The following is a 27,000-nucleotide window of genomic DNA, read 5'->3' as shown; positions in this document are numbered from 1 at the left end:
GTGCGGACCGTCCTCGTCACGGGCGCGGGCGGCGCCGGCCGCTCCACCCTCGCCGCGGCCACCGCACTGGCCGCGGCCCGGCAGGGCGCGCGGGCACTGCTGCTCACCGGCCGGAGCAGCGCCCCGCGGATCGCCCTGGGCACCGAGCTGTCCACCACGGCCACCGAGATCGCGCCCGGGCTGCACGTCCGCAGCATCGACCCCGCCGACCGCTTCCGCACCGAGTTCCTCGCCTTCCAGGACCGCGTCGGCGCCGCCCTCGACCTGCTCGGCGCCACCCCGCTCGACGCCGACGAACTCACCGAACTCCCCGGCGCCGAATCCTTCGCGCTGCTGCACGCCCTGCGCGCCGCACACGCCTCGGGCGCCTGGGACACCGTCGTCGTCGACGCGCCGCCCGCCGACGAAACGATCCAGCTGCTGGCGCTCCCCGCCCAGGTCCGCCGCTATCTGCGCCGGCTGCTGCCCGCCGAACGTCAGGCCGCCCGCGCCCTGCGCCCGGTCCTCGCCCAGCTCGCCGGCGTCCCGATGCCCGCCCAGAAGCTCTACGAGGCCGCCGACCGCTGGGAGCAGGAACTCGCCGCCGTCCAGGCCGTGATCGACGCGCCGGGCACCACCGTCCGGCTGGTCACCGACGCCGGACCGGTCGCCGTCCAGGCGCTGCGCGCCGCCCGCGCCGGGCTCGCGCTGCACGGCCGCCGCATCGACGCGGTCCTCGTCAACCGGCTGCTGCCGACCGGCTCCGCCGACCCGTTCCTCGCCGCGCTCTCCGGCGCCCAGCAGGACGCGCTGAAGGCGCTGCGCGAGGAGGCGGCCGGGCTCCCGGTCCACGAGGTCGCCCACCTCGGCCGCGACCCGCAGGGCCTGGACGCCCTCGCCGCCCTCCTCGGCGCGGACGCCGCCCGCATCGGCGCCACCTCCGAGACCGCCGCGCGCGCCGCCGACCCCTGGACCGTCGAGGACCGGCTCGCCGACGACGGACTGCTGGTGTGGCGGGTGCCGCTGCCCGGCGCCGCCCGCGAGGGGCTGGGGCTGGTGCGGCGCGGCGACGAGATCGTCGTCACCGTCGGCCGGCACCGCCGGATACGGACCCTGCCCTCGGCACTGCGCCGCTGCACCGTCACCGGCGCCGGACTGCGCGAGGGCGTGCTCCAGATCCGCTTCACCCCCGATCCCGCGCTCTGGCCCGAGCAGGACTGATCCGGGTACCCCCGTTCGGGTACCGTCAAAGGTGAGTCCCGTCCCGGCCGCCGGGCGCCCCGGCGCACCGCGGCCACCCGCCGCAGCAGTCCACGGAGCCCGCCATGAGTGATGCCACCGACCGTCCGGCCGAGCCCTCGTCCGCTCCCGACGCCGACGCCTGGGAGACGGCCTGCGCCGAGGACCTCGCCGCCGAGAAGGCCCGCCGCCGTGCCGAGCAAGGCGTCCCGCCGGGCAGCGCCGCCGATGAACTGCGCAAGCTCGCCGAGGCGGTGAGCGACAAGCTCGCCGGGATCCAGCTGCCCGGCGCGCTCGGCGGCGCCGCCGCGTCCACCGCCGTCAGCAGCCTGTTCCGCCAGGCCAAGGCCGCCGTCGAGCCGGTCGTCGAGCGCCACCCGGACGTCTTCGACCACCTCGCCGCCGCCGGCTCCGAGCTGCTCGCCGCCTACCGCTCCGCCGTCGAGGGCGGCGAGGCCCGCTGGACCCGCAAGGAGACCGGCGACCACCCCCGGCCCGCCGGGCGTCCCGAGGACCCCCGCGACGACGACGGCCCCACCGGCACCGAGCGGATCGATCTGGACTGACGGTCCCTGGGGCCCTCCCCCGCTCCGGTACGGTGGATCACGGCGGGGTTCGAGAGACAACTGAGGGACACATGGGACTCACCATCGGCGTCGACATCGGCGGCACGAAGATCGCGGCCGGTGTGGTCGACGAAGAGGGCTCGATCCTGGACACCTGCACGGTGCCGACCCCGCAGAGCGCCGACGCGCTGACCGACGCCATCGCCGACGCGGTCCGCTCGGTCGGCGCCGCCCACCAGGTGGAGGCCGTCGGCATCGGCGCGGCCGGATACGTCGACGAGAAGCGGGCCACCGTCCTCTTCGCACCGAACATCGACTGGCGCCACGAACCGCTCAAGGACAAGGTCGAACAGCGCGTCGGCCTGCCCGTCGTGGTCGAGAACGACGCCAACGCCGCGGCCTGGGGCGAGTACCGCTTCGGCGCCGGCGCCGGCCACAGCGACGTCATCTGCATCACGCTCGGCACGGGCCTGGGCGGCGGCATCATCATCGGCAACAAGCTGCGCCGCGGACGCTTCGGCGTCGCCGCCGAGTTCGGCCACATCCGGGTCGTCCCCGACGGTCTGCTGTGCGGCTGCGGCAGCCAGGGCTGCTGGGAGCAGTACGCCTCCGGCCGCGCCCTGCTCCGCTACGCCCGCCAGCGCGCCTCCGCCACCCCCAAGGACGCCGGCGTCCTGCTGGGGCTGGGCGACGGCACCCCCGAGGGCATCGAGGGACGGCACGTCAGCGAGGCCGCCCGCCGCGGCGACCCGGTCGCCGTCGACTCCTTCCGCGAGCTGGCCCGCTGGGCCGGTGCGGGCCTGGCCGACCTCGCCTCGCTCTTCGACCCGTCCGCCTTCATCGTCGGCGGCGGCGTCTCGGACGAGGGCGAGCTGGTCCTCGACCCGATCCGCAAGTCGTTCCGCCGCTGGCTGGTCGGCAATCAGTGGCGGCCGCACGCCCAGGTGCTCGCCGCCCAACTCGGCGGCAAGGCCGGGCTGGTCGGCGCCGCCGACCTCGCCCGCCAGGGCTGACCCCCCGCCCGCCGCGTCCCGGACGCGGCGGGCACCGCAGTTTCCGGGCCCCGCCACCGGCACCAGGAGCCGCCATGACAGCGCTTCCCGCATCCCGCACCGCACCGGACGGTTCGGCCGTCGTGCGGGTGCTCAGCTACAACGTCCGCTCGCTGCGCGACGACGAGGCGGCGCTGGCCCGGGTGATCCGCGCCTGCGCGCCCGATCTCGTGCTGATCCAGGAGGCGCCGCGGTTCTTCCGCTGGCGCAAGGCCGCCGAACGGCTGGCCCGCGCCGCCGGTCTGACGTACGTCACCGGCGGCGCCACCGCCACCGGGCCGATGATCCTCGCCGCGCTCCGCCTCCACGTCGAGCGCACCGCCGACATCCTGCTGCCCCGCACCCCGGGCCTGCACCGGCGCGGCTTCGCCACCGCCGTGGTCCGGGTCGGCGGCGCCCGCCTCGGCGTCCTCAGCTGCCATCTCAGCCTGGCCGCCGCGGAGCGGTACGCCCAGGCCGAACGGCTGCTGGCGGAGCTGGCGGCGCTGGACGTGCCGCACGCGGTGGCCGGCGGGGACCTCAACGACCGCCCGGACGGCCGGAGTTTCCGGCGGCTGTCCGGTGCGCTCACCGACGCCTGGGCGGCGCACCCCTGGGGCGGGGAGTTCACCTCGACGCCGCGCGAGCCGCACCAGCGCATCGACGCGCTCTTCACCACCGGCGGCATCGAGGTGCTGGGCTGCGGCGTGCCGCACGGGCTGCCCGGGGTGGACCCCGCCGATCTGACGGCCGCCAGCGACCATCTGCCGGTGCTCGCGGCGCTGCGGATCCCGGCGGACGCGCCGTAGGGCCCGTCGCCACACTCCCGTCGCGGGGCGAGCGGCGGGAGCGCGACGACGGGCCCCGGGCGGCCTCAGACCACCGCGCCGCTGCCGGGCGTCGGCCCGTCGTCCTCGTCGTCGTTCTTCATCCGGGCGATCAGGGTGGCGAAGCCGCCGAGGAAACCGCCGATGCCCAGGACCGTGATCCACCACGTCACCGGCTGCTGGAGCAGCACCGTCACGATCAGCAGCAGCGGGCCGCCGAGCACCGCGAGCCAGGCGAACTTCGCCGTGACGTCGGCCTGCGGGAGCGGGGGCGGCTCGGGCGGGGTGAAGTGGCCCTCGTCGTCCTCGTCGAAATCGTCGTCGGACGGCTCGGCGGCGCTCCAGTCGCGCGGGCCGACACCAGGTGCGAACACCACGAAGCTGCCGGGGGAGCCGGAGCCGGGCGCTGCGGGGCCGGACGGTGCCTTCGGCCCGGCGTCCTCCGCGGTCCGCTCCCCGGCTCCGCCGTCCTCGTCCGCGGCGCCGGGCTCCGGCGCCGCGGGGCCGGGCCGCTCGCTCTCCGGCGCGGGCGCGGCGCCGGTGGCCTGCGCGCTCCCGCCGGGCTCCGCGGGGCCGGAGCTCTCGCCGCGTACCTCCCGGCGGGCGTCGTCCCACGCCGGTTCCTTGCCGTAACCCGCGACGATCTGGGCCCAGGCGGCCTCTTCGTCCAGCGGATCCTGGGGATCGCGAGGGCTACGCTCCGCCACGGGCCGCCGTCCCCTCGTCCACCGGTTCGGTCAGGGCGCCCGGGGCCAGCCGCTCGATGAAGGCGGCGGTGTCCCGGAAGATCTGCTCGGCGTCGTGGTCGAGCGTGGCGACGTGGTAGCTGCGCTCCAGCAGCGTCCGGTCCACGTCCGTCGACGACACCCGGGCCAGGACCCGCTCCGAGTCGGCCGGCGGGACGACATGGTCCTGCGGGCTGGTCATCACCAGCAACGGCTGGGTGACCTGCGGGAGTTCGGCGTCCACCAGCCGGAGGAACTGCCGCAGGGAGTACGCGGCGTGCAGCGGGACGCGGTCGTAGCCGACCTCCTCGGCGCCGGGCTTGGCGATGTCGCTCGCCACCCCCTTCGTCGTCGGGACGAAGTGGCGCAGCACGGGCAGCAGCGGCGCCGCCGCGTCGTGCACCTTGTTGGCCGGGTTGACCACCACGACGCCGCTGACCGCGTCGCCGTGCCGGGCGGCGAGCCGCAGCGCCAGCGCGCCGCCCATCGACAGCCCGCAGACGAAGACCTTCGTGCACCGCTCGGACAGCGCCCGCAGCTCGCGGTCGACCTCCGCGTACCAGTCCTGCCACGTCGTGACCGCCATGTCCTGCAGGCGGGTGCCGTGGCCGGGCAGCAGCGGCAGCGTGACGCTCGCCCCGCGGTCGGCGAGGTACTCGGCCCAGGGGCGTACGGACTGGGGGGAGCCGGTGAAGCCGTGACACACGAGGACGCCGACCTCTCCGCCGTCACGGCGGAACGGCTCGGCTCCGGGAAGGAGCGGCACCGGGGAACTCCGATCGATGAGGGATCTGGCTCGTCACCTGCAGCGTACGCGGAGTGACGCCGGTGGGGTAAGGGCGATCGCGCGATGCGGGGCCCGCCGCGTCCCGGGCGGCGGGCCGCAGGCGACGAACCCGGCTCCGGGCCGGGTTAAGGTCTTTGCGTCACACACAGGAGGCAGTCGGTTGATCTACGGCGCAATGAAGTTCTCTCTCGGCGGTTCGCTCAAGCTGGCGTTCCGTCCCTGGGTGGAAGGCATCGAGAACGTTCCCGCCGAGGGTCCGGCGATCCTCGCGAGCAACCACCTGTCCTTCTCGGACTCCTTCTTCCTGCCCGCGGTCCTCGACCGCAAGGTCACCTTCATCGCGAAGGCCGAGTACTTCACCTCGCCCGGCGTGAAGGGGAAGCTGACCGCCGCGTTCTTCAAGGGCGTGGGCCAGCTGCCCGTCGACCGCTCGGGCGCGCGCGGTGCGGGCGAGGCGGCCATCAAGAGCGGCATCGAGGTGCTGGAGCGCGGTGAGCTGTTCGGCATCTACCCGGAGGGCACCCGCTCGCCCGACGGCCGCCTCTACCGCGGCAAGCCCGGCGGTCTGGCCCGCGTCGCGCTGGCCACCGGTGCGCCGGTCATCCCCGTCGCGATGATCGACACCGAGAAGGTGCAGCCGCCCGGCAAGATCGTGCCGAAGATGATCCGGCCCGGCATCCGCATCGGCAAGCCGCTGGACTTCACGCGCTACCAGGGCATGGAGGGCGACCGCTTCATCCTGCGCTCGGTCACCGACGAGGTGATGTACGAGATCATGAAGCTCTCCGGCCAGGAGTACGTCGACATCTACGCGACGGCCGCCAAGCGGCAGATCGCCGACGCGAAGAAGAAGGCCGAGGCCGAGGCGAAGCGGGCCGAGGGCGCCGGCAAGGGCAAGGGACACGGCACGGACGGACCGGGTAAGGCCGAGGCCGGGGCGTAGGCGCGCCCGGCGAGGGGTGGGGGCCGGGGATGGCGGACACCGACAGCACGACGAAAGCGGGCGGGGCGGCGGCGGGCACGGTACCCGCCGCGCCGCGGCCGGGGCTGCGCATGTCCGTGGAGCTGCCGCTGTGGCGCGCGCTCACCGGCTACCGCGTCCTGACCCTGATCTACACCTGCTGCCTGGTCGCCTCGCAGTACGAGAAGTACGTGCATCCGCTCGGCGCGGTCGGCTACATGGCGGCGCTCACCGTCTGGACCGCGCTGACCTGGCGCCACACCACCTCGGCGGAGCGCTGCACCCGGCGCTTCCTCGCCGGTGACCTCACCTTCGCGGTCGGCGGCATCCTGCTGACCATGGTCGTCGAGTCCCATGAGCGGATCATGGGCGGCGCGGCCACGCTGCCGTCGATCTGCACCGCGGGCTCCGTCCTCGGTTTCGCGATCAAGGGCGGCTGGCGGTGGGCGATGGCCGCGTCCAGCCTGGTGGCCGTCGCCAACCTCGTCGAACGCGAGGAGCTGGCCGGGAACACCATCCACAACGTCGTGCTGGTCTGGGTGGCGAGCGTGGCGATCGGCTACGTCGTCGAGGTGGCCCGCGACAGCGAGCGCACCCTCGCCCGCGCGCTGCAGATCGAGGCGGCGACCCGCGAGCGGGAGCGGCTGGCCCGCGATATCCACGACAGCGTCCTGCAGGTCCTCGCGATGGTGCAGCGCCGCGGCGCCGCGATCGGCGGGGAGGCGGCGGAGCTGGGCCGGATGGCCGGGGAGCAGGAGGTCGCGCTGCGGACGCTGGTGTCCGGCGGGCTGGTCCCGCCGCCCCGCGCGGGCGCACCGGCCACCACCGCCGCGCCGCCGGTGGCCGCCGCGGTCCCCGAGGACGCGGCGGACGGCCGCTGCGACGTACGGGCGCTGCTCGCCCCGTACGCCGGGAGCGGGGTGACGTTCTCCGAGCCGGGCTCGGCCGTGGAGCTGCCCGCGCACGCCGCCGGGGAGCTGGCCGCCGCGGTCGGCGCCGCGCTGGACAACGTACGGGTGCACGCCGGGGAGGGCGCCCGGGCGTGGGTGCTGCTGGAGGACGAGCCGGCGGCGGTCGTGGTGACGGTCCGCGACGACGGGCCGGGCATCCCCGAGGGGCGGCTCGACGACGCGGAGCGGGAGGGCCGGCTCGGCGTCGCCCTGTCGATCCGCGGGCGGCTGCAGGACCTGGGCGGCACCGCCGAGTGGCTGTCGGTTCCCGGACAGGGCACCGAGGTGGAGTTGACCGTACCCAAGGGCGCACCGCCCGAGGGCCGACGCGGGGGGAAGGCGCGCGCATGAGTGACCAGGACGCGGCGGGGCCGGGCGGTTCCGGTGACGCGATACAGGTGATGGTGGTCGACGACCACCCGATGTGGCGGGACGCCGTCGCCCGGGACCTGGCGGCCGCCGGGTGCGAGGTGGTGGCCACCGCGGGCGACGGTCCGCAGGCGGTCCGCCGGGCCCGCGCCGTCGTGCCCCAGGTGCTCGTCCTCGACCTCAACCTCCCCGGGCTGCCCGGCGCGCAGGTCTGCAAGGAGGTCGTCGGCTCGCACCCCGGGGTGCGGGTCCTCGTGCTGTCGGCCAGCGGGGAGCACGCCGACGTGCTGGAGGCGGTGAAGTCCGGCGCGACCGGCTATCTGCTGAAGTCGGCGAGCACCGAGGAGCTGCTGGACGCGGTGCGCCGCACCGCCGCCGGGGAGCCGGTCTTCACGCCGGGGCTGGCCGGTCTGGTCCTCGGCGAGTACCGGCGGCTCGCGACGGAACCGGCGCCCGCCACGGCGGACGAGCCGGGCGCCCCGAGCCTGACCGACCGGGAGACCGAGGTGCTGCGGCTGGTCGCCAAGGGCCTCTCGTACAAGCAGATCGCCGAGCGGCTGGTCATCTCGCACCGCACGGTGCAAAACCACGTCCAGAACACCCTCGGCAAGCTCCAGCTCCACAACCGCGTCGAGCTGGTCCGCTACGCGATCGAGCGCGGGCTCGACGACGCCTGACGGCGGGGCGCGGCCTCCGGCGGCCGCGTCACCGCCGCGCCGCGCCCCCGCCCGTACGGGTGATCGTCGGGCGCCAACTCGCCCCCGGCGCACCGGAGTCGGCCGCACACCCATCCCGGAGTGACCCGGATCACCTCTAGCGTGACCGCATCGGTTGGTGCGGGGCCGTGTGCGGCCCTCTGACGGGATGTAGGTGAAGGCGATGCGGGTCGGAGTGCTGACCGGCGGTGGCGACTGCCCCGGTCTGAACGCGGTGATCAGGGCCGTCGTCCGCAAGGGCACCCAGGAGTACGGGCACACCTTCGCGGGCTTCCGCGACGGCTGGCGCGGGCCGCTGCGCGGCGACGTCCGGCCGCTGGACATCCCCGCGGTGCGCGGCATCCTGCCCCGCGGCGGTACGGTCCTCGGCTCGTCGCGGACCAACCCCTTCCAGGAGGCGGACGGCGTCCGCCGGATCAAGGAGACGCTGGCCAAGGAGGAGATCGAGGCGCTGATCGCGATCGGCGGCGAGGACACCCTCGGCGTCGCGGCGCGGCTCTGGGAGGAGCACGGCATCCCCTGCGTCGGCGTCCCCAAGACCATCGACAACGACCTCTCGGCCACCGACTACACCTTCGGCTTCGACACCGCCGTCGGCGTCGCCACCGAGGCCATCGACCGGCTGCACACCACCGCCGAATCCCATATGCGGGTCCTGGTCGTCGAGGTGATGGGCCGCCACGCCGGCTGGATCGCGCTCCACTCGGGGCTCGCGGGCGGCGCCAACGTCGTCCTCATCCCCGAGCAGCGCTTCGACGTCGAGCAGGTCTGCGCCTGGATCGAGTCCCGCTTCCGGGTCCGCTACGCGCCGATCGTCGTCGTGGCGGAGGGGGCGATGCCCAAGGACGGCCAGATGGTGCTGAAGGACGGCAGCACCGACGCGTTCGGGCACGTCCGGCTCTCCGGGGTGGGGGAGTGGCTGGCCAAGGAGATCGAGCGGCGGACCGGCAAGGAGGCGCGGACCACGGTCCTCGGCCACACCCAGCGCGGCGGCACGCCGAGCGCCTTCGACCGCTGGCTGGCCACCCGCTTCGGGCTGCACGCCATCGACGCGGTCCACGCCCGCGACTTCGGCTCGATGGTGGCGCTGCGCGGTACGGACATCGTGCGGGTGCCGCTGGCCGAGGCGACGGCGCAGCTGAAGACGGTCGATCCGGCGCTGTACGCGGAGGCGGGGGTGTTCTTCGGCTGACGGTGCGCGCGGCGGCGGGCGGCCGCTTCGGGCCCGCCGCCGTTCGGGGCGGCCCGCCGCCGGGGCGCGGCGGCGCCCGGCGCCTCGCCCCGTATATTCGGCCCGGCGGACAAAAGCCGCGAATCGGTCGGATGCGGGGCGAGGAGGAGAGCGGTATGGAGATCGTCGCGTTCGGGGTGCAGACCGATGAACGGCCGCTGCTGGAGCGGGCGTTCGCCGACCGGCACCAGATCCGCTGCCTGGACGTCAACCTCGACCACGACACCGCGCCCATCGCCCACGGCTACGAGATCGTCACCACCGACGTCAACTCCGAACTCTCCGCCGAGGTCCTCCAGACCCTCTTCGTGGGCGGGACGCGGCTGATCGCCCAGCGTGCCACCGGCTACAACAACATCGACCTCCAGGCCGCCGCCGACCTCGGCATGACCGTCGGCCGGGTCGCCGCCTACTCGCCCTACGCCGTCGCCGAGTTCGCCTGGGCGCTCGCCCTCGCCGTCGACCGCCGGGTGATCCGCGCCGCCCAGCGCACCCGCCTCTTCGACTTCCGCCTCGACGGGCTGATGGGCCGCGACCTGCGAGGACGCACCGCCGGCGTGGTCGGCACCGGCCGGATCGGCGCGGCCTTCACCCGTATCGCGCACGGCTTCGGGATGCGCCTGCTGGGCTGGGACCTCGCCGAGAACCCGGACTGCCAAGGCCTCGGGATGCGCTACGTCGACCGCGACCGGCTCTTCGCCGAGTCCGACCTGATCACCCTGCACGTCCCGCTGACCGACGCCACCCGCCACCTCGTCGACGCCGCCGCGCTGGCCGCCATGAAGGACGACGCCCTGCTGGTCAACACCAGCCGCGGCGGCCTCGTCGACACCGCCGCCCTCGTCGAGACCCTCAAGTCCGGCCGCCTCTCCGGCGTCGCCCTCGACGTCTACGAGGAGGAGGCCGGGATGTTCTTCCACGACCGCTCCCTCGACGTCGTCCGCGACGACGTCCTGGCCCGCCTGATGACCTTCAACAACGTCCTCGTCACCTCCCACCAGGCGTACTTCACCGCCGACGCGGTCGGCCAGATCATCGACGCCACCCTCGCCAACGTCGAGGACTACCTGGCCGGCCGCGGCGGCGCGAACCTCCTGGTCACACCAGAACGGCCGCCAGCAGCTGAGCGGTGAGCGCCGACCCGTCCAGTGTCAGCACCGACTCCGGGTGGAACTGCACCCCGGCGAACCCCGGACCGCGCAGCGCATGCACCTCACCGCTTACCTCGTCCCGGCTCAACTCCACGCGGTGCATGGCCAGTTCCGCGGCGGTGGCGTCGTCGCAGCGGGCCGTGAAGGTGTTGTAGAAGCCGACGGTCTCCGGCCGCCCGAAGAAGTCGATCCGCTCCTGCGCCCCCTGGAACGGCACCTCCTTGCGGACGATGTCCAGCCCCAGCTCCGCGGCGAGCAGCTCATGGCCGAGGCAGACCCCGAGGACCGGCCGGTCCGCCGCCCGCCCGCGCAGCAGCTCCGCGGCGAGCGACCGCAGGAACCGCATCTTCGGGTCGGCGGCGTCGGACGGATCGCCCGGCCCGGGCCCCAGCACCACCGGCCCCCGGTGCGCCCGCACCGCCTCCCGCAGCCCCGGCGCGTCGAACCGCCGCACCGTGACCTCCAGGCCCGACGTCCGCAGCAGATGCGCCAGCATCGCGGTGAAGGTGTCCTCCGCGTCCACGACCAGCGCATGGCCGCGCAGCGCGGCGGTCGGCTCGCCGGAGCGCATCCGCAGCCAGAACGGCGCCAGATCCGCCCGCCGCGCATCCAGCGCCGCCCGCACCCGCGGATCGTCCGCCAGCCGCGGCGCCGTGGCGGCCGCGGCCGGCCGCTCCGGCGCCGGCCGCACCCCCAGCGCGGTGAGCACCCCAGCCGCCTTCGCATGCGTCTCCGCCACCTCGCCGTACGGGTCCGACGCCCGCACCAGCGTCGCCCCGACCGGCACCCGCAGCCGCCCGTCCGCGTCGATGTCGGCGGTCCGGATGAGGATCGGCGAGTCCAGCGTCTGCGCGCCGGACGCGTCCCGGCCCAGCAGCGCCAGCGCGCCCGCGTAGTAGCCGCGGCCCCGGCCGTCGGCGGCGCGCGGCTCGTGGCGCTCGATGACCCGGCAGGCGTTCTGCACCGGCGAACCGGTGACCGTCGCCGCGAACATCGTCTCCTTCAGCACCTCGCGCACGTCCAGCGAGGTCCGGCCGCGCAGCTCGTACTCGGTGTGCGCGAGGTGCGCCATCTCCCGCAGCCGCGGCCCGACGACCACCCCGCCGCCGTCGCCGACGGTGCACATCATCTTCAGCTCCTCGTCGACCACCATCGACAGCTCCTCCACCTCCTTGCGGTCGCCGAGGAACGCCAGCAGCCCCTCGGCGGTGGGGCCGTCCGCCGGGTAGCGGTAGGTGCCGCTGATCGGGTTCATCACGACGGTGCCGCCGCCCGGCGCGTCCGGCCGCGCCCCGGTCATCCGCACATGCACCTCGGGGCTGGCGCCGACCAGCGTCCGCACCCCGGGGCGGTGCACCACATACGTCCAGTACGCGCCGCGCTCCCCGGCCAGCAGGCGCCGGAACAGCGCCAGCGCGTCGGCGGCGCCGAACCCGTCGATCGCGCCCTCGAAGGTCCGCCGGATCACGAAGTTGGCGCCCGCCCCGGTGCCGATCTCGTCCCGCACCACCCGCCCGACGATCTCGGCGTACGCGTCGTCGGACACGTCGAACGCCCCGTCGCGCACCGCCACGTCGTGCGCCGGGAGCGCGTCCAGCACGGTGTCCAGCGGCAGCTCGCAGACGGTGTGCGGGCGCAGCACGGCGAGCGGCGTGGCGTCGTCGTGGGCGGTGAACCCGCGCTCGCGGATCTGCCGGAACGGGATCAGCGCCAGCGCATCGGTGACCGGCGCACCGGCCGTGTCCGGGCCGTCGCCGAGCGGGATGTCGGCCAGCCGCTCGACCTCGGTGACCTCACCGATCAGCACCTCGACCGAGGAGCCGTCGCGCCCCGGCGTGCGGCGGCGCAGCAGCGCGAACGGCGGGCAGCCGGGGGCCAGCAGCCGCCGCACCAGGGCGGCGGCGTCCTGCGGCGCGGCGGTGGGGGAGGGGTGGGGCATACCGGGTTCCTTCCGGGAGGAGGAACGGCCGGTGATACACCGAAGGCCGCCCCTCGGGCGGCCTTCGCGGAGTTCGAGTGAGTACGCGCGTGTCAGCGGGCCGCCGGATGAGCGGTCCACCACCAGTTCATGACGTGCGGCGCGTACATGCCGGGCACCCTACCGGACCCCGCCGGGCCCCGGCGCCGCCGTCCGCACTCCGGACGGCCCGGCGCGGGCGCCCGGAGCCGGCGAGGAACCGGCACGGGGCCGGTGCCGGGCCGTCCGGTTCCGGGTGCGATCCGTCTCACACTCCGGGCGGCGCCCGGTCACCCTCCGCGGACCCCGTAATGTGGACGTGTGACCGTGAACGCTGAAACCCACGCCGGTGGCAACACCTGGCGAGACCTGCCCGCGGCGCAGCAGCCCGACTGGCCGGACCACGAGGCTCTGCGCGATGTGATCGCCGAGCTGGAGTCCTATCCGCCGCTCGTCTTCGCCGGCGAGTGCGACCAGCTGCGCGAGCGCCTGGCCGCGGTCGCCCGGGGTGAGGCGTTCCTCCTCCAGGGCGGCGACTGCGCGGAGGCGTTCGACGCCGTCTCCGCCGACCACATCCGTAACAAGCTCAAGACGCTTCTCCAGATGGGTGCCGTCCTGACCTACGCCGGGTCCGTCCCGGTGGTCAAGGTCGGCCGGATCGCCGGCCAGTACAGCAAGCCGCGCTCCAAGCCCACCGAGACCCGCGACGGCGTGACGCTGCCGACCTACCGCGGCGACTCCGTCAACGGCTTCGAGTTCACCGAGAAGGCCCGGATCCCGGACCCCGAGCGGCTCAAGCGGATGTACCACGCCTCCGCGTCGACGCTGAACCTCGTGCGCGCCTTCACCACCGGTGGCTACGCCGACCTGCGCCAGGTGCACGCCTGGAACCAGGACTTCGTGAAGTCGTCGCCCTCCGGCCAGCGCTACGAGGCGCTCGCCCGCGAGATCGACCGCGCGATGAACTTCATGAACGCCTGCGGGGCCGACCCGGAGGAGTTCCGCACCGTCGAGTTCTTCTCGTCCCACGAGGCGCTCATCCTCGACTACGAGTCGGCGCTCACCCGCACCGACTCGCGCACCGGTCAGCTCTACGACGTGTCGGGCCACATGGTCTGGCTCGGCGAGCGCACCCGCCAGCTCGACCACGCGCACGTCGAGTTCGCCTCGCGCATCCGCAACCCCATCGGGGTGAAGCTCGGCCCGACGACCACGGTCGAGGACGCGCTGGCGCTCATCGAGCGGATCGACCCGGACCGCGAGCCGGGCCGGCTGACCTTCATCACCCGGATGGGCGCGGACAAGATCCGCGACCGCCTTCCCGAGCTGGTGGAGAAGGTCACCGCCTCCGGCGCGCAGGTCGCCTGGATCTGCGACCCGATGCACGGCAACACCTTCGAGGCGGCATCGGGCCACAAGACCCGCCGCTTCGACGACGTGCTCGACGAGGTCAAGGGCTTCTTCGAGGTCCACAAGTCGCTGGGCACCCACCCGGGCGGCATCCACGTCGAGCTGACCGGCGACGACGTCACGGAGTGCGTGGGCGGCGGCGACGAGATCTTCGTCGACGACCTGCACCAGCGCTACGAGACCGCCTGCGACCCGCGGCTCAACCGCAGCCAGTCGCTGGACCTGGCCTTCCTGGTCGCGGAGATGTACCGCGACCAGTGAGTCCGCCGGTCGCGGCGGTGCGCGACACACCTGTGGGGCGCGGATCTGTGATCCGCGCCCCACGGCGTTGCCCGGCGTTGTGTGCCCCCTGAGGCGACAGGTAAGGTAAGGGTTACCTCACTGATGATCAACGGGATCGACGAGGCCGACCTACGCGGAGGTGGACCGGGTGTACGTGTGCTCCTGCTTCGGCATCACCGAACAGCAGGTCCGCGAGCACGCGGACACCGGTGCCTGCACGCCCCGCCAGATCGCCTCCGCCTGCAAGGCCGGCACCGACTGCGGCGGCTGCGTGCGCCGCATCCAGGCGCTGCTGGGCCGTGGCGCCTGCCCTCGCCGCGAGCTGATCGACAAGGGTGCCCCCGAGCCGCTGGGCGCGGACGTCCCGCCGGTGGCCGCCGAGGCCCTGCCGGTGGCGGCGGAGTCCCTGCCGGAGGCCGCGGAGGCCCCGGTGACCGGGCCGGCCCCGGCGCTGCTCCCGGTGGTGCAGGCGCCCCCGGCGTACCGCGAAGCGGCCTGACCGCGCCCCGTGCGCCCCGGGCTCAGGTGCTGGGCTGCTCGATGACCTGCGCGATGTAGAGCGGCTCGCCGAGCTTCTCCACCAGCTCCAACTGCGTGTCCAGATAGTCGATGTGGTGTTCCTCGTCGGCGAGGATGCTCTCGAAGATGTTGGCCGAGGTGATGTCGCTCTTGGCGCGCATCAGCTCGATCCCGCGCTTGAGGCGGTCGATCGCCTCCACCTCCACCTGCCGGTCCGCCTGGAACATCTCCGTCACCGTCTGGCCGACGCGGACATGGAACAGCCGTTGATAGTTCGGCAGCGCCTCCAGGAAGAGGATGCGGTCGGTGAGAATTTCCGCGTGCTTCATCTCGTCGAACGATTCGGCGCGGGTGTACTTCGCGAGCTTCGGCCAGCCGAAGTTCTCCTGCATCTTCGCGTGCAGGAAGTACTGATTGATCGCGGTCAGCTCGGCGGTCAGCTGCTCGTTGAGGAATTCGATGACCTCGGGGTCGCCCTGCATGACAGCGGGCTCCTTCCGCGCGGTAACGGGCACGTGCGGCGCATCCTTGCATCGCCCGGAGCGTAACGTCCAGTAAGTGCACGCTTACTGTGGATTGCCCGTTTCGCCTGATGTTGGTCATGGGCACCCCTTCGGGTCTGACACCATGGAGGCATGGGTCAGCCGGAAAGCCGCGAAGCGGAGCAACCTCCGCTGCCTCCCGGGCAGCGACTGCAGCGGGGCTGGCCCGTCACGCACTACGGTCCGGTGCCGAAGTTCCGCCCCGAACGCTGGGAGTTCCGCGCCTTCGGCGCGACCGCGGACGGCGACAAACACTGCTGGACGCATGAGGAATTCGCCGCGCTGCCGTATACGACGGTCGTCGCCGATATGCATTGCGTGACGAAATTCAGCATGCTGGGCGCCGAATGGGGCGGCGTACGCACGACGACGATCCTCGAACTCGCGCCGCCCGCGCCCGAAGCCACCCATGTGATGGTCTGGGCGGAATACGGATTCAGTTCGAACCTTCGCCTGGAGGATTTCGCGGCGGAGAACTGCCTCTTCGCCACCCACCGCTCCGGCGAACTCCTCACCGCCGAACACGGCTTCCCGGTCCGGCTGATCGTCCCCCATCTCTACGCCTGGAAGGGCCCCAAGTGGGTCCGCGGCATCGAGTACATGACCGCCGACCGCCGCGGCTTCTGGGAGGAGCGCGGCTATCACAACCTCGGCGACCCCTGGCGCGAGCAGCGCTACTCCTACCAGGAGGAACCGGGGGACGGGCCGGAGCTGTAACGGGGAAGAGTTTTAACGGGGCGGTCGCCGCGGCGCGCGCCGTGGCCAGGCCGGGGCGACCGGCCCGCGCGCCCCGGTCCCGCGCCTCACCGGCCCGCGGCCGGACGGCTCCCGCCCCGGCGGCTCAGCCGACCGCCGCCGTCCGCAGTTCCTTCAGCCGGGCGACGTCCGCCGCATGGCCCTCCGGGCCGCCGGGCGTCTCGATCACCAGCGGTACGCCGTCCGTCGCGGGGTGGGTGAACAGCTCGCCGAACGGCTCCGCGCCGAGGTGGCCGGCGCCGATGTTGGCGTGCCGGTCCTTGTGGGCGCCGACGACGTCCTTGGAGTCGTTGGCGTGGATCAGCCGCAGCCGGCCCTCGCCGGTGACCTCCGTCAACTCGTCCAGCAGCGCCTTCATCCCGCCCGGCGCGGCCATGTCGTGGCCCGCCGCGAACGCATGGCAGGTGTCCAGGCAGACCCCGAGCCTCGGGTGGCGCTCCAGCACCTCGAAGTACGGTCCGAGGTCCTCGGCGAGCGCGCACAGCGAGGCGCCCTGCCCGGCCGTCGGCTCCAGCAGCAGCCAGGGATCGTCGTCGTGCACCAGCTCCGCCAGCAGCGGCCGCATGTACTCCCCGGCCTGCGCCAGCGCCTCGGCGCGCGGGCGCCCGCCGGTCGCCGAACCGGTGTGCACCACCACCCCGCGCGCCCCGATCTCCCGGCCGCGGCGCAGCGAGTGCCGCAGCGACGCCACCGACTTCTCGACGGTCGCCGCGGTGTGCGAGCCGAAGTTGATCAGATACGGCGCGTGGACGTACACCGGTATGCCGGCCTCGGCGCAGCCGGCCCGGAACGCCTCGTCCTGCTCGGGGTTGCCCACCGGTGTCGCCCAACCGCGCGGATTGGCGACGAAGACCTGGACCGCCTCGCCGCCCATCGTGCGGGCATAGGGAAGACCGGTCTTCGCCAGACCGCCGGCGACCGGCACATGGCCGCCGACCGGATTACGGAGCCGGCCGCGCGCGGCGGCGTCTGCGGGGGAGGGATGGTTGCTCACCCCACCAGGGTGCCAGGCCCCGCCGGCAGCGCGGCCGGGGCCCGGCTCCGGCCCGGCCCGTACGGCAGCCAGGCGCCCGGGGCGCGCCCGGCACCGGCGGTCAGTGGTGCCAGGCCCGGCCGCCCGTGTTGTGGATGAAGCGCTGCAGGACCTTGAGGGTGGTGCGGTACTCCTCGTCCGAGATGCCGGCGTGCCGCTCCGCCCACAGCTCCTCCTGGAGCGCCGCGGCCTGGGCGTGGAAGGCCCGGCCCTCCGGGGTGAGGGTCAGCCGCCCGCCGGCGTCCTCGGCGATCCAGCCGCGGGCGACGGTCGTGTCGATCTGCTCCGCCATCGCCGCGTCGCCCGTGGCGAGGTAGTTCCGCAGCAGCCGGGACACCTCGTCCCGCATCCGGCCCTCCTCGGCCCCGGCGACCTGCGCCAGGACCCACCACTGCGGCTGGGTGGTGCCCAGCTCCGCGAGGGCGCCCCGGATGCGGGTGACGACGGCGTCGTAGGCGGCCCAGCTCCAGTAGCCGATGGGCTGCCGGATCAGCTCGGCGTCGGTGTGCGAGTACTCCATGACGGTTCCCTCCGCGGGCGTCGAAACAGGTGCGACGGAAAGGACCGTAGAAGCTCAAGCGGACTTGAGGTCAAGGGCTCGGGGTGTCGGACGCCCGCCCCTACAGCGCCCCCTTGAGCCTGATCGTGATCGTGCTGCCCTTGGGCGCCTGCTCGCCCGGGTCGACCGACTGGGACTCGACGGTGTCCTGCGGGAACAGGAACGGCTTCTTGACCTCCACGGCGAATCCGAGGTCGCTCAGCTGCTTCTTCGCGTCGTCGACGTTCTGCCCCGTCACCTTCGGCACCGTGACCATCTCCGGGCCCAGCGACAGCGTCAGCGTGACCGTCTCGCCCTTGCCGAGCTGCCCACCGGCCGGGGACTGCCGGGCGACGGTGCCCTTGTCCTCGGGGGAGTGGACGGCCTGCTCGGCGAACTTCACCACGAAGCCCTCCTCCCGCAGCGTCTCGGCGGCGTCGTCGCGGTCCTCGCCCGTCACGTCCGGCACGTCCAGCGCCGCGCCCCGGCTCACCGTCAGCGCCACCGCGGTGTCGGGGTGCCGCTCGCTGCCCGCCGCCGGGTCCGTCCGGATCACCGAGCCCTTGGCGACCTCGTCGCTGAACTCGCGGCGCGTCGCCCCGGGCACCAGCCCGCGCTCGCGCAGCGCGCGGCGGGCGTCCGCCACCGGGGTGCCGGACAGATCCGGGACGGTGACGATCTCCGGGCCGCGCGAGACGGTGAGGGTGACCGTCCCGGTGCCGCGTATGCGCGCGCCGGTGCCCGGGTCCGTGGCCATGACATGGCCGCGCCGGACGGTGGGGCTGTAGTCGCGCACCACCTTCACGCCCAGCCCCTCGCCCCGCAGCGACCGCTCGGCCTTGGCCTGCGTCATGTCGAGCACCGCGGGGACGGCGGTGAACTGCCCGGCGGTGACGTACCAGATGCCCGTGCCGCCGCCGAGGACCAGCAGCACCGCGGCGACGATCGCCACCAGCCGGCGCCGCGGATCGGCGAACGGGCCGCGCCGCGCGGGCGGCGCCGGGCGCAGCCGGGTGGTCGGCTCGGACGCCGGGACCTCCAGGCGGCTGGTGCGGTTCAGCCCCTCCTCGCCGTGCGCCGCCTCGACGCCCGCGAACCCGGGCAGCGGCGGCTGCACCACGGCCCGCGGCAGCACGCTCGTACGCTCCGTGCCGTCGCCGCCCGTGGGCATCTCCCTGGCCTGCGGCGGGACCGCGTCCAGCTCGGCTTCCGTCAGCCCCTCCCGCCGCTCGCGCACCGCGGACAGCAGCGCCACCGCGTCCTCGGGGCGGCCCTGCGGGGCGCGGGCGGTGGCCAGCGCGACCAGCGCGTCCAGCGGCGCGGCCAGGCCCGGCACCGCCTCCGACGGCGGCGCGACGTCCTCGTGCAGATGCCGGTAGAGCACCTGGGCCGCCGTGCCGCCGGTGTGCGGTTTGGCGCCGGTGAGCATCTCGTAGAGCACCACGCCGCAGGCGTAGACGTCGACGCGGGCGTCGGCGGTGCCGTCCTCGATCTGCTCGGGCGCGAGATACGAGACGGTGCCCAGGACCGCGCCGGTGGTGTCGGTGTGCGCGCCGACCGTGCGCACCAGACCGAAGTCGGCGACCTTGACCCGGCCGTCGTCGCCGATCAGGACGTTCTCCGGCTTCATGTCGCGGTGCACCAGGCCCGCGCGGTGGGCGGCGCCCAGCGCGGCGAGGATCGGCTCCAGCACGTCCAGCGCGGCCCGCGGGCGGAGCGCGCCCCGCTCCCGCAGCACATCGCGCAGCGTGCACCCGGCGACGTACTCCATCGCCAGATAGACGTACGTGCCGTCCGTGCCCTGATCGAAGACGCCGACCACATTGGGGTGCGACAGCTTGGCGACCGACTTCGCCTCGCGGATGAAGCGGTCCACGAACGCGCCGTCCACGGCCAGCGACGGATGCATCACCTTCAGGGCGAGCACGCGGTCGAGCCGGGTGTCCAGGGCGCGGTAGACCGTCGCCATGCCACCGGCGGCGATGCGCGCCTCGACGCGGTACCGGCCGTCGAGCAACTGCCCGACCAGGGGGTCCTGAAGGGTCGTATCCACGGCAGACGAGTCTACGAGGAGCCACCGACACCGCCGCCCCTCCGGCCGCCGTACGGGCGCACTGCAGCCGAACGGTGACCGTGGCCGTCCCCGGGGCGGCGGGCGGCGGCCCGCCGCCCCGGGCAGGTCAGAACGCCGGGCGCTCCGGATCCAGCTCCGCGCGCCCGTCCGCGGGCGACGAGGCCAGCGCGAAGTGGCGCCGCGGGATGCGCCCGGCGCGGAACGCCAGCCGCCCCGCGTCGACCGCGTACCGCATCGACCGCGCCATCAGCTCCGGCTCCTGGGCGCGGGTCACCGCCGACGCCAGCATCACCGCCGCGCACCCCAGCTCCATCGCGAGCGCCGCGTCCGAGGCGGTCCCGGCGCCCGCGTCGAGGATCACCGGGACCCCGGCGCGCTCGGTGATCAACTGGAAGTTGTGCGGGTTGCGGATGCCCAGACCGGAGCCGATCGGCGAGCCCAGCGGCATGATCGCGGCGCAGCCCGCGTCCTCCAGCTTCCGGGCCAGCACCGGGTCGTCGTTGGTGTAGGGCAGCACCGTGAAACCGTCGTCCACCAGGGTCTCCGCCGCGTCCAGCAGCTCCACCGGGTCGGGCAGCAGGGTCCGCTCGTCGGCGACCACCTCCAGCTTGACCCAGTCGGTGCCCAGCGCCTCCCGGGCGAGCCGGGCGGTGAGCACCGCCTCGCCCGCCGTGAAGCAGCCCGCGGTGTTCGGCAGCACCCGGATGCCGTGCCGGTCGAGGACGGAGAGGACCGACCCCTGGACGGTCGGGTCCAGGCGCCGCATCGCGACCGTCGTCAGCTCGGTGCCCGAGGCCAGCAGCGCCCGCTCCAGGACGTCCAGGCTGGGCGCGCCCCCGGTGCCCATGATCAGCCGGGAGGTGAAGTCCCGGCCGCCCAGGGCGAGGAGATCGTCGGCCATCGCTCAGCCCCCCTGGACCGCGGTCAGCACCTCGACGCGGTCGCCGGCGCCGAGCGTGGTGGCCGTCCACCGGGAGCGCGGGACGACGGTCTCGTTGACCGCCGCCGCGATTCCGGACGGGGCGGCGGACAACGTCGCCACCAGGCGGTCCAGGGTCAGACCGCCGGGGATCTCCCGGGCGTCGCCGTTGACCGTGATCGTGACCGGGGCGACGGCCGGAGCGGACGGCGTGGACGGGGTGGGGGAGGGGGGAATGGTCATGCCTGCTGCTCCTGGAGGACGCGTCCCGGGGCGGCCGGCGCACCGGCCCCCGGGGCGAAGCGGGCGGGGGAGAACGGGCGGGCCTCCTCGGGCAGCCGCCCCGTGGTGAGCGCCTCGGCCAGCGCGTCACCGGTGATCGGCGTCAGCAGCACGCCGTTGCGGAAGTGCCCGGTGGCCAGCAGCAGACCGGGCAGCGCCGTCGGGCCGAGCAGCGGCGCGTTGTCCGGCGAGGCGGGCCGCAGCCCCGCGCAGGTCTCCACCAGCGGCAGCTCCGTCAGGCCCGGCACCAGCTCGTGCGCGTCCCGCAGCAGCTCGTAGACGCCGCCCGCGGTGACGGTGGTGTCCCAGCCCAGCTCCTCCGTGGTGGCGCCGACGACCAGTTCGCCGTTCTCCCGCGGCACCAGATAGAGCGGCCCCCCGCGCACCACGGCCCGTACGGTGCGCGACAGGAACGCGGGGCTCCCCTGGGGCATGCGCGGCAGCCGCAGCCGCAGCACCTGGCCCTTCACCGGGCGCACCGGCGGCCGCACCTCGTCCGGCACGCCCGCCAGCCGCCCGCTGAGGCTGCCCGCGGCCAGCACGGTGGCGCCCGCCGAAATCCGGGTGCCGTCGGCCAGCTCGGCGCCGGTGGCGCGCCCGGCGGCGACCGTCAGCCGGGCGGCGCGGGTGCGGTGGAAGGCCACCCCGGCCCGCTCGCAGGCCACCAGCAGCGCCGCGGTCAGCCGCCGCGGATCGGTCTGGTGGTCGCCGTCGACCCGCAGGCCCCCGCGCACGCCCGGCGCGAGCATCGGCTCCAGGCGCCGGCACTCACGCCCCGGCAGCCAGACCGACTCCAGCCCGCACCGCACCTGGAGGGCGTGGAGTTCGCGCAGGTGGGCGCGGTCGTCGGCGTCCAGTGCCACGGCCAGGGTGCCGCAGGCGCGGTAGCCGGCGTCCAGGCCGCTCGCCTCCTCCAGCTCCGCGACGAACTCCGGGTAGCGGCGGGCGGAGGCGAGGTTGAGGCCGAGCAGCGTCTCCTCGCCGTAGTGCAGTTCGGTGACGGCGGCGAGCATCCCGGCCGCGACGTGGCCCGCGCCGCCGCCCGGCTCCGGATCGGCCAGCGCGACGCGCAGCCCGCGCCGCGCGGCCCGCCAGGCGGTGACCAGCCCCATGAGGCCGCCGCCGATCACCAGCACATCGGGGTGCGGCGACGGAGCCGTCGGGCTCGGTGGTGTGGCAGATGGAGGCATGGGCGTCCAGCCCCTCCCTTCGCCGGCATGACCCGGATCAGGTTCGTACGGTCGGAGGCCGGTCAGCCTCCCTCTCAGCCCGGTACGCCGGGCTCCCGCGAGTGTCCGCCTCACCCTAGTACCCGCCTCCCGGCGCCCGTAAGGCGGCGGCCGGGGAGCGGACGGACCGTCCCGGGGAGCGGCGGGCGGTCCGTAACGCTGTGTCAGAGATCTCCTTGCGCGGTGCTGCGGACCGCTTCGCGCGCCGTCCTAGAGTGACCGGGTGAGCGAGCAGAGGAAGTCCTCCCAGGCCCCTGACCACACGCCGCGCGTGGTGATCGCCGGTGCGGGAATGGCGGGCGTGCAGACCGCCGTCGCGCTGCGCGAGACCGGCTGGCGCGGCGCGATCACCCTCTTCGGCGACGAACCGCACCCGCCCTACGACCGGCCGCCGCTGTCCAAGGCGGTCCTGCTGGGCAAGGCCGACGGCGCCGCCTTCGACGTCGACTTCCGCTCCCTCGGCATCGAGCTGGAACTGGACCATCCGGTGACCGGCATCCGCCCGGAGGAACACCTGCTGGACACCGTGCGCGGCCCGGTCCGCTACGACCACGCCGTCCTCGCCACCGGGGCGGAACCCCTGCGGCTGCCCGGCACCGAGGGGCACCCCGGCGTGCACCTGCTGCGCACCCTGGACGACGCGCAGCGGCTGCGGCCCGTCCTCGCCGGGCGGAGCGACATCGTCGTGGTCGGCGCGGGCTGGATCGGCGCCGAGTTCGCCACCGCCGCCCGGGAGGCGGGCTGCGCCGTCACCGTCGTCGAGGCCGCCGACCGCCCGCTGGCCGGGGCGCTGCCCGCCGAGGTCGCCGCCCACATGACGCCCTGGTACGCCGCGGCCGGCGCCGAACTGCGCACCGGCGCGCGCGTCGCCGCCGTCGAGGAGCGCGGCGTGGTGCTCGACGACGGCACCGCACTGCCCGCCGACGCCGTCCTCGTCGGCATCGGCGCCCGCCCCGCCACCGGCTGGCTGGCCGGCTCCGGCATCGCGCTCTCGCCCGAGGACGGCTCGGTCCTCGCCGACGACCGGCTGCGCACCTCCGCCCCGGACGTCCACGCCGTCGGCGACTGCGCCTCCTTCCCCTCCGCCCGCTACGGCCGCAGGCTCCTCATCCACCACTGGGACAACGCCCTCCAGGGCCCCCGCACCGTCGCCCGGAACATCGCCGGCGACCCCGCGGAGGCCGCCGTCTACGACCCGGTCCCGTACTTCTGGTCGGAGCAGTTCGGCCGCTTCGTCCAGTACGCGGGCGACCACGGCGGCGCCGACGAACTGGTCTGGCGCGGCGACCCGGACGGCGCCGCCTGGTCCGTCATCTGGCTGCGCGACGGCGTCCTGGTGGCGCTGCTGGCGGTCGGCAGGCCCCGCGACCTGGCCCAGGGCCGCCGCCTCATCGAGCGCGGCGCCGCCCTGGACCGGGTGCGGGCGGCCGACGCGTCCGTCCCGCTCAAGTCCGCGGCGCGCTGAGCCGAACGGGGCGCCGGGGGACGGCCCAGGCGCCCAGCGGGGACCGCGCGCCGGGGCTCCGGCGCCCCCGCGCGGCCCTCTCCCGGCGATGCCCGGCTACCGACTGTCAGTGCGAGGTGGCACGCTTGTCCTGTGACCGAGATTGACGCAAACATCGATGGACTCGTCCCCGCCTGGCTCACCCTCCCCGACATCGCCGAAGAGTTCGGCGTCGAGGTGACGCGCGTCCGGCAGCTGGTCAAGGAGGGCCAGCTGATCGCGGTGCGCCGCGGCGAGAACAGGGCACTGCACGTGCCGGCCGATTTCATCAAGGACGGCAAGGTCGTCAAGGGCCTCGTCGGCACCCTGACCCTCCTGCGGGACGACGGCTTCGCCGACGAAGAGATGCTGGAGTGGCTCTTCACCGCGGACGACACCCTGCCCGGCACCCCCGCGCAGGCCCTGCGGGAGAACCGCGGCACGGAGGTGAAGCGCCGGGCGCAGGCGCTCGCCGTGTGACGCCCGGGGCGGGCCGCACCCCGGCCCGCCCGCACCACCCGCATCCGTAACCGCTACCGAAGTGGCGTACGGCCGGACCGCCCGGCCGTACGCCACCGCCTTGGGGGAGCACCCGATGACGACCCGGACCCACGCCGCCCGCGCCGCCGCCCTCGCCGACGCCCGGCTCTACCTCTGCACCGACGCCCGCACCCGCCAGGGCGACCTGCCGCAGTTCCTCGACGCGGTGCTCTCCTCCGGGGTGGACATCGTCCAGCTGCGCGACAAGGGCATGGAGGCGGCCGAGGAGCTGCGCCATCTGGAGACCGTCGCGGACGCCTGCCGCCGCCACGGCACGCTCCTCGCCGTCAACGACCGCGCCGATGTCGCCCACGCCGCCGGAGCCGATGTGCTCCACCTCGGCCAGGGCGACCTCCCGGTGCCCGCCGCCCGCGCGCTCCTCGGCCCGGACGTCCTCATAGGCCGCTCCACGCACGCCGAGGCGGAGGCCGACGCCGCCCTCGCCGAGCCGGGCGTGGACTACTTCTGCACCGGCCCGTGCTGGCCCACGCCCACCAAGCCGGGCCGCCACGCCCCGGGCCTGGGCCTCGTCCGCCACACCGCCGCCCGGGCCCCCGAGCGCCCCTGGTTCGCCATCGGCGGCATCGACGCCGGCAATCTCGACGCGGTGCTCGACGCCGGCGCCCGCCGGATCGTCGTCGTCCGCGCCCTCACCGAGGCGGACGACCCCGCTGCCGCGGCCGCCGCGCTCGCCGCGCGGGTGCGCGAACGGGACGTCTGATCCGGCCCGGTTCCTGATCCGCAGGGCGCCGGGCCCGCGCACGGGGCCCGCGCCCGCCGACCGGCGATGTCCGGCCTCCCGTCCCACTCCGTGGACGGGAACCGGCCCTATTCCGGCATTCCACAGGAGTCGGTTGGTGCCCGACCCACGGGTGGATAACCTTCCCGTATGGCCCTAGGTACCGCTTCCACCAGGACTGATCGCGCACACACCGTCCGTGAGCTGCTTGCTTCCGGCAAACAGTCGTACTCGTTCGAGTTCGCCGCGCCGAAGACCGAGAAGGGCGAGCGGACGCTGTGGAACGCCATCCGCCGCATCGAAGCCGTCGCCCCGACCTTCGTCTCCGTGACCTACGGCGCCGGCGGCACCTCCCGTGAGGGCACCGTCCGCGCCACCGAGCGGATCGCCACCGACACCACCCTCACGCCGGTCGCCCACCTCACCGCCGTCAACCACTCCGTGGCCGATCTGCGCAACATCATCGGCCAGTACGCCGACGCGGGCATCCGCAACATGCTCGCGCTCCGCGGCGACCCGCCCGGCGACCCGATGGGCGACTGGGTCCGCCATCCGCAAGGCATCACCTACGCCGCCGAACTCGTCCGTCTCATCAAGGAGTCCGGCGACTTCTGCGTCGGCGTCGCCGCCTTCCCCGAGATGCACCCGCGCTCCACGGACTGGGACACCGACGTCGCGCACTTCGTCGACAAGTGCCGCGCCGGCGCCGACTTCGCCATCACCCAGATGTTCTTCTACGCCGAGGACTACCTCCGGCTGCGCGACCGTGTCGCCGCCGCCGGGTGCACGACGCCGATCATCCCCGAGATCATGCCCGTCACGAACGTCCGGCAGATCGAGCGTTTCGCCCAACTGAGCAACGCCGCGTTCCCACCTGAGCTCGCGGACCGCATCCTGGCCGTCAAGGACGACCCGTCCGCTGTACGCTCCATTGGCATCGAGTACGCCACGGAACTGTGCGCGCGCTTGAGGGCCGAGGACGTGCCCGGGTTGCACTTCATCACCCTGAACCACTCCACGGCGACCCTGGAAATCTACGAGAATCTGGGGCTGCACCAGCAGCCCTGATCACGGTGCCGCAGCGCGGCGGAAGAGGGGCGTACATGGGCTGGGCGGTCCTCTACATCGCATTCGGTTGCGTCGCGCTGTGGCTCCTGGGCGAGGTCCTCCTCCAGCACAAGGCCCGGCTCCGGTGGCGGCTGCTGGCCTTCACCGGGTTCCTCGGCGTGGTGGCGGGCGTGCTCATCCCGTCGGTGATCGTCATCGCGCTCGGCGCCGCCGCGTTCGCCACCGGACAGACCTTCGTGACGCTCTCCTTCCGCCGCGGCTTCACCACCGGCTGGTCGCTGCGGAAGGCGCCGCCGGAGAACAACCGGCGCCGCCGGGCCAGGTCCGGCGGCCGCCGGCCCGCCCTGCACGTCTCCGGCATCGAGGAGACGACCGCTCCCGCCGGCGCCCCGGACGCCCCGGCCCCCACGGACACCGCCGACGCCCCCGGCCCGTACGACGCCGCGCCCCCCGCCCCGGACGGCTACCCGCCCCACGACGGCTACGCCGTGGCCCCGCAGCCGGACCCCGACGGCGGCTGGAGCGCCGACGGCCACGGCACCGCCCCGGTCTTCGGCGGTCAGGACGGCTACGCCCAGGACACCGTCCACGCCCCGCAGCCGCTCCCCGACGAGACCGGCCAGTACGGCGTCTACAGCCCCGACGCCCGCCCCGCCGCGCACGGCTCCGACGCCTACGCCGCGTCCTTCGGCCACCAGCCGGCGGCCCCCGATCCCTATGGCCACGGCGGCGGTTACGCCCCCGGCACCCACGACGCGTACGCCGATCCCTTCGGCTCCTACGCCCCGTACGGCACCGACCCGGGCACGGCCGCCCAGCCGTACCCGCCGCACGACCCCTACGCACCGGTGGACCCGTACGCCCAGCAGCCCTACGGATCGGCGTACGGCGCCTCGCTCCAGGACTACGGCGACACCCCGCCCGGCGGGGTCTGGGTGCCGCAGCAGCGCGACGGCGTCCGCCCGCCCGGCGAGCCGCCGTATCCGCCGTCGCCGCACCACGGCCACGAGGAGCAGCAGTACCGCTACTGACGCCACGTCAGATGCGCCCGCCACGCAGGGACATGGCCCCGGACCGCACGGTCCGGGGCCTCTTGC

At 74.5% G+C, this 27,000-nt stretch carries 28 protein-coding genes and 1 riboswitch; of the genes, 17 read left to right on the top strand and 11 right to left on the bottom strand.

Annotated features, from left to right (window positions below; genetic code table 11):
• From ABT345_RS01440 to ABT345_RS01425, 4 genes are all read left to right on the top strand, one after another.
• Positions 1 to 1,200, top strand: coding sequence for an ArsA family ATPase (locus tag ABT345_RS01440; RefSeq protein WP_345083325.1), 1,200 nt, complete (start codon positions 1 to 3; stop codon positions 1,198 to 1,200).
• Between the two features lie 104 nt (positions 1,201 to 1,304).
• A complete protein-coding gene (locus ABT345_RS01435) occupies positions 1,305 to 1,784 on the top strand; it encodes a DUF5304 domain-containing protein (RefSeq protein ID WP_345083323.1) in 480 nt (159 codons plus the stop codon).
• 71 nt (positions 1,785 to 1,855) lie between these two features.
• Entirely contained in the window at positions 1,856 to 2,797 is a 942-nt protein-coding gene (locus tag ABT345_RS01430) for an ROK family glucokinase (protein ID WP_345083321.1), read from the top strand.
• Positions 2,798 to 2,871: 74 nt separating this feature from the next.
• A complete protein-coding gene (locus ABT345_RS01425) occupies positions 2,872 to 3,624 on the top strand; it encodes an endonuclease/exonuclease/phosphatase family protein (RefSeq protein ID WP_345083319.1) in 753 nt (250 codons plus the stop codon).
• Positions 3,625 to 3,689: 65 nt separating this feature from the next.
• Here ABT345_RS01425 and ABT345_RS01420 read toward each other — a convergent pair whose 3' ends face one another.
• Together ABT345_RS01420 and ABT345_RS01415 are read right to left on the bottom strand one after the other, a co-directional pair.
• Positions 3,690 to 4,349, bottom strand: coding sequence for a hypothetical protein (locus tag ABT345_RS01420; protein WP_345083317.1), 660 nt, complete (start codon positions 4,347 to 4,349; stop codon positions 3,690 to 3,692).
• A complete protein-coding gene (locus tag ABT345_RS01415; protein WP_345083315.1) occupies positions 4,336 to 5,133 on the bottom strand; it encodes an alpha/beta hydrolase in 798 nt (265 codons plus the stop codon). The genes ABT345_RS01420 and ABT345_RS01415 overlap by 14 nt, the downstream gene beginning before the upstream one ends.
• A 196-nt stretch (positions 5,134 to 5,329) precedes the next feature.
• On the opposite strand from ABT345_RS01415, the gene ABT345_RS01410 reads away from it, so the two are divergent.
• From ABT345_RS01410 to ABT345_RS01390, 5 genes are all read left to right on the top strand, one after another.
• Positions 5,330 to 6,097 carry a lysophospholipid acyltransferase family protein gene (locus tag ABT345_RS01410; protein WP_351320313.1) on the top strand — a complete coding sequence of 256 codons (768 nt, stop codon included), beginning with the start codon at positions 5,330 to 5,332 and terminating at the stop codon, positions 6,095 to 6,097.
• Positions 6,098 to 6,126: 29 nt separating this feature from the next.
• The gene (macS, locus tag ABT345_RS01405) at positions 6,127 to 7,416 is read left to right on the top strand and encodes a MacS family sensor histidine kinase (protein ID WP_386461304.1); all 1,290 of its coding nucleotides are present in this window, start codon (positions 6,127 to 6,129) and stop codon (positions 7,414 to 7,416) included.
• Positions 7,413 to 8,111 (top strand): response regulator, encoded by a 699-nt coding sequence (locus ABT345_RS01400; protein WP_345083311.1) that lies wholly within the window; start codon positions 7,413 to 7,415, stop codon positions 8,109 to 8,111. Before macS ends, ABT345_RS01400 begins: the two co-directional genes overlap by 4 nt.
• 202 nt (positions 8,112 to 8,313) lie before the next feature.
• On the top strand, positions 8,314 to 9,342 hold the full coding sequence (locus ABT345_RS01395; protein WP_345083309.1) for a 6-phosphofructokinase: 1,029 nt from the start codon (positions 8,314 to 8,316) through the stop codon (positions 9,340 to 9,342).
• Positions 9,343 to 9,497: 155 nt separating this feature from the next.
• Positions 9,498 to 10,514: a 2-hydroxyacid dehydrogenase gene (locus ABT345_RS01390; protein ID WP_345083307.1), complete on the top strand. Its 1,017-nt coding sequence runs from the start codon at positions 9,498 to 9,500 to the stop codon at positions 10,512 to 10,514.
• On the opposite strand, the gene ABT345_RS01385 is transcribed toward ABT345_RS01390, so the two are convergent.
• Positions 10,480 to 12,471 (bottom strand): anthranilate synthase family protein, encoded by a 1,992-nt coding sequence (locus ABT345_RS01385; protein WP_345083305.1) that lies wholly within the window; start codon positions 12,469 to 12,471, stop codon positions 10,480 to 10,482. The two genes, ABT345_RS01390 and ABT345_RS01385, sit on opposite strands and share 35 nt — an antisense overlap.
• 92 nt (positions 12,472 to 12,563) lie before the next feature.
• Positions 12,564 to 12,620, bottom strand: coding sequence for a trp operon leader peptide (locus ABT345_RS01380; protein WP_351320556.1), 57 nt, complete (start codon positions 12,618 to 12,620; stop codon positions 12,564 to 12,566).
• Between the two features lie 190 nt (positions 12,621 to 12,810).
• On the opposite strand from ABT345_RS01380, the gene ABT345_RS01375 reads away from it, so the two are divergent.
• Entirely contained in the window at positions 12,811 to 14,160 is a 1,350-nt protein-coding gene (locus ABT345_RS01375; RefSeq protein ID WP_345083303.1) for a class II 3-deoxy-7-phosphoheptulonate synthase, read from the top strand.
• A 169-nt stretch (positions 14,161 to 14,329) separates the two neighbouring features.
• Positions 14,330 to 14,680 (top strand): (2Fe-2S)-binding protein, encoded by a 351-nt coding sequence (locus ABT345_RS01370; RefSeq protein WP_345083301.1) that lies wholly within the window; start codon positions 14,330 to 14,332, stop codon positions 14,678 to 14,680.
• Positions 14,681 to 14,702: 22 nt separating this feature from the next.
• Here ABT345_RS01370 and bfr read toward each other — a convergent pair whose 3' ends face one another.
• Complete coding sequence (gene bfr / locus ABT345_RS01365; protein ID WP_345083299.1) at positions 14,703 to 15,182, bottom strand: bacterioferritin; 480 nt, start codon at positions 15,180 to 15,182, stop codon at positions 14,703 to 14,705.
• Between the two features lie 153 nt (positions 15,183 to 15,335).
• Here bfr and ABT345_RS01360 point away from each other — a divergent pair, with 153 nt between their 5' ends.
• Positions 15,336 to 15,959 (top strand): sulfite oxidase-like oxidoreductase, encoded by a 624-nt coding sequence (locus ABT345_RS01360; RefSeq protein WP_345083297.1) that lies wholly within the window; start codon positions 15,336 to 15,338, stop codon positions 15,957 to 15,959.
• Between the two features lie 124 nt (positions 15,960 to 16,083).
• Here ABT345_RS01360 and ABT345_RS01355 read toward each other — a convergent pair whose 3' ends face one another.
• The 6 genes from ABT345_RS01355 to thiO form a co-directional block, all read right to left on the bottom strand.
• Entirely contained in the window at positions 16,084 to 16,992 is a 909-nt protein-coding gene (locus ABT345_RS01355) for a deoxyribonuclease IV (protein ID WP_345083295.1), read from the bottom strand.
• Between the two features lie 100 nt (positions 16,993 to 17,092).
• Positions 17,093 to 17,551 carry a MarR family winged helix-turn-helix transcriptional regulator gene (locus ABT345_RS01350; RefSeq protein ID WP_345083293.1) on the bottom strand — a complete coding sequence of 153 codons (459 nt, stop codon included), beginning with the start codon at positions 17,549 to 17,551 and terminating at the stop codon, positions 17,093 to 17,095.
• 100 nt (positions 17,552 to 17,651) lie between these two features.
• On the bottom strand, positions 17,652 to 19,622 hold the full coding sequence (pknB, locus tag ABT345_RS01345) for a Stk1 family PASTA domain-containing Ser/Thr kinase (protein WP_345083291.1): 1,971 nt from the start codon (positions 19,620 to 19,622) through the stop codon (positions 17,652 to 17,654).
• A gap of 127 nt (positions 19,623 to 19,749) precedes the next feature.
• Positions 19,750 to 20,544 (bottom strand): thiazole synthase, encoded by a 795-nt coding sequence (locus ABT345_RS01340; protein WP_345083289.1) that lies wholly within the window; start codon positions 20,542 to 20,544, stop codon positions 19,750 to 19,752.
• Positions 20,545 to 20,547: 3 nt separating this feature from the next.
• Positions 20,548 to 20,805, bottom strand: a complete 258-nt coding sequence (thiS, locus tag ABT345_RS01335) for a sulfur carrier protein ThiS (protein WP_345083287.1) — start codon at positions 20,803 to 20,805, stop codon at positions 20,548 to 20,550.
• A complete protein-coding gene (gene thiO, locus ABT345_RS01330; RefSeq protein ID WP_345083285.1) occupies positions 20,802 to 22,034 on the bottom strand; it encodes a glycine oxidase ThiO in 1,233 nt (410 codons plus the stop codon). The genes thiS and thiO overlap by 4 nt, the downstream gene beginning before the upstream one ends.
• A riboswitch (TPP riboswitch) is annotated at positions 22,032 to 22,143 on the bottom strand. (Overlaps the previous gene by 3 nt.)
• A 153-nt stretch (positions 22,144 to 22,296) precedes the next feature.
• On the opposite strand from thiO, the gene ABT345_RS01325 reads away from it, so the two are divergent.
• The 5 genes from ABT345_RS01325 to ABT345_RS01305 all read left to right on the top strand — a co-directional run bounded on the left by ABT345_RS01325 (position 22,297) and on the right by ABT345_RS01305 (position 26,934).
• A complete protein-coding gene (locus ABT345_RS01325; protein ID WP_345083283.1) occupies positions 22,297 to 23,538 on the top strand; it encodes an NAD(P)/FAD-dependent oxidoreductase in 1,242 nt (413 codons plus the stop codon).
• Between the two features lie 132 nt (positions 23,539 to 23,670).
• Entirely contained in the window at positions 23,671 to 24,036 is a 366-nt protein-coding gene (locus ABT345_RS01320; protein WP_345083281.1) for an Rv2175c family DNA-binding protein, read from the top strand.
• A gap of 115 nt (positions 24,037 to 24,151) precedes the next feature.
• On the top strand, positions 24,152 to 24,817 hold the full coding sequence (gene thiE / locus ABT345_RS01315; RefSeq protein WP_345083279.1) for a thiamine phosphate synthase: 666 nt from the start codon (positions 24,152 to 24,154) through the stop codon (positions 24,815 to 24,817).
• 168 nt (positions 24,818 to 24,985) lie between these two features.
• Positions 24,986 to 25,903, top strand: coding sequence for a methylenetetrahydrofolate reductase [NAD(P)H] (gene metF, locus ABT345_RS01310; protein ID WP_345083277.1), 918 nt, complete (start codon positions 24,986 to 24,988; stop codon positions 25,901 to 25,903).
• Between the two features lie 35 nt (positions 25,904 to 25,938).
• Entirely contained in the window at positions 25,939 to 26,934 is a 996-nt protein-coding gene (locus tag ABT345_RS01305; RefSeq protein ID WP_345083275.1) for a hypothetical protein, read from the top strand.
• Positions 26,935 to 27,000 lie beyond the last annotated feature (66 nt).

This window comes from Streptomyces sp. NPDC000404 (assembly GCF_040300365.1).
Taxonomy (GTDB): domain Bacteria; phylum Actinomycetota; class Actinomycetes; order Streptomycetales; family Streptomycetaceae; genus Streptomyces; species Streptomyces ramulosus.
This window is presented reverse-complemented; position numbering and strand designations above follow the sequence as displayed.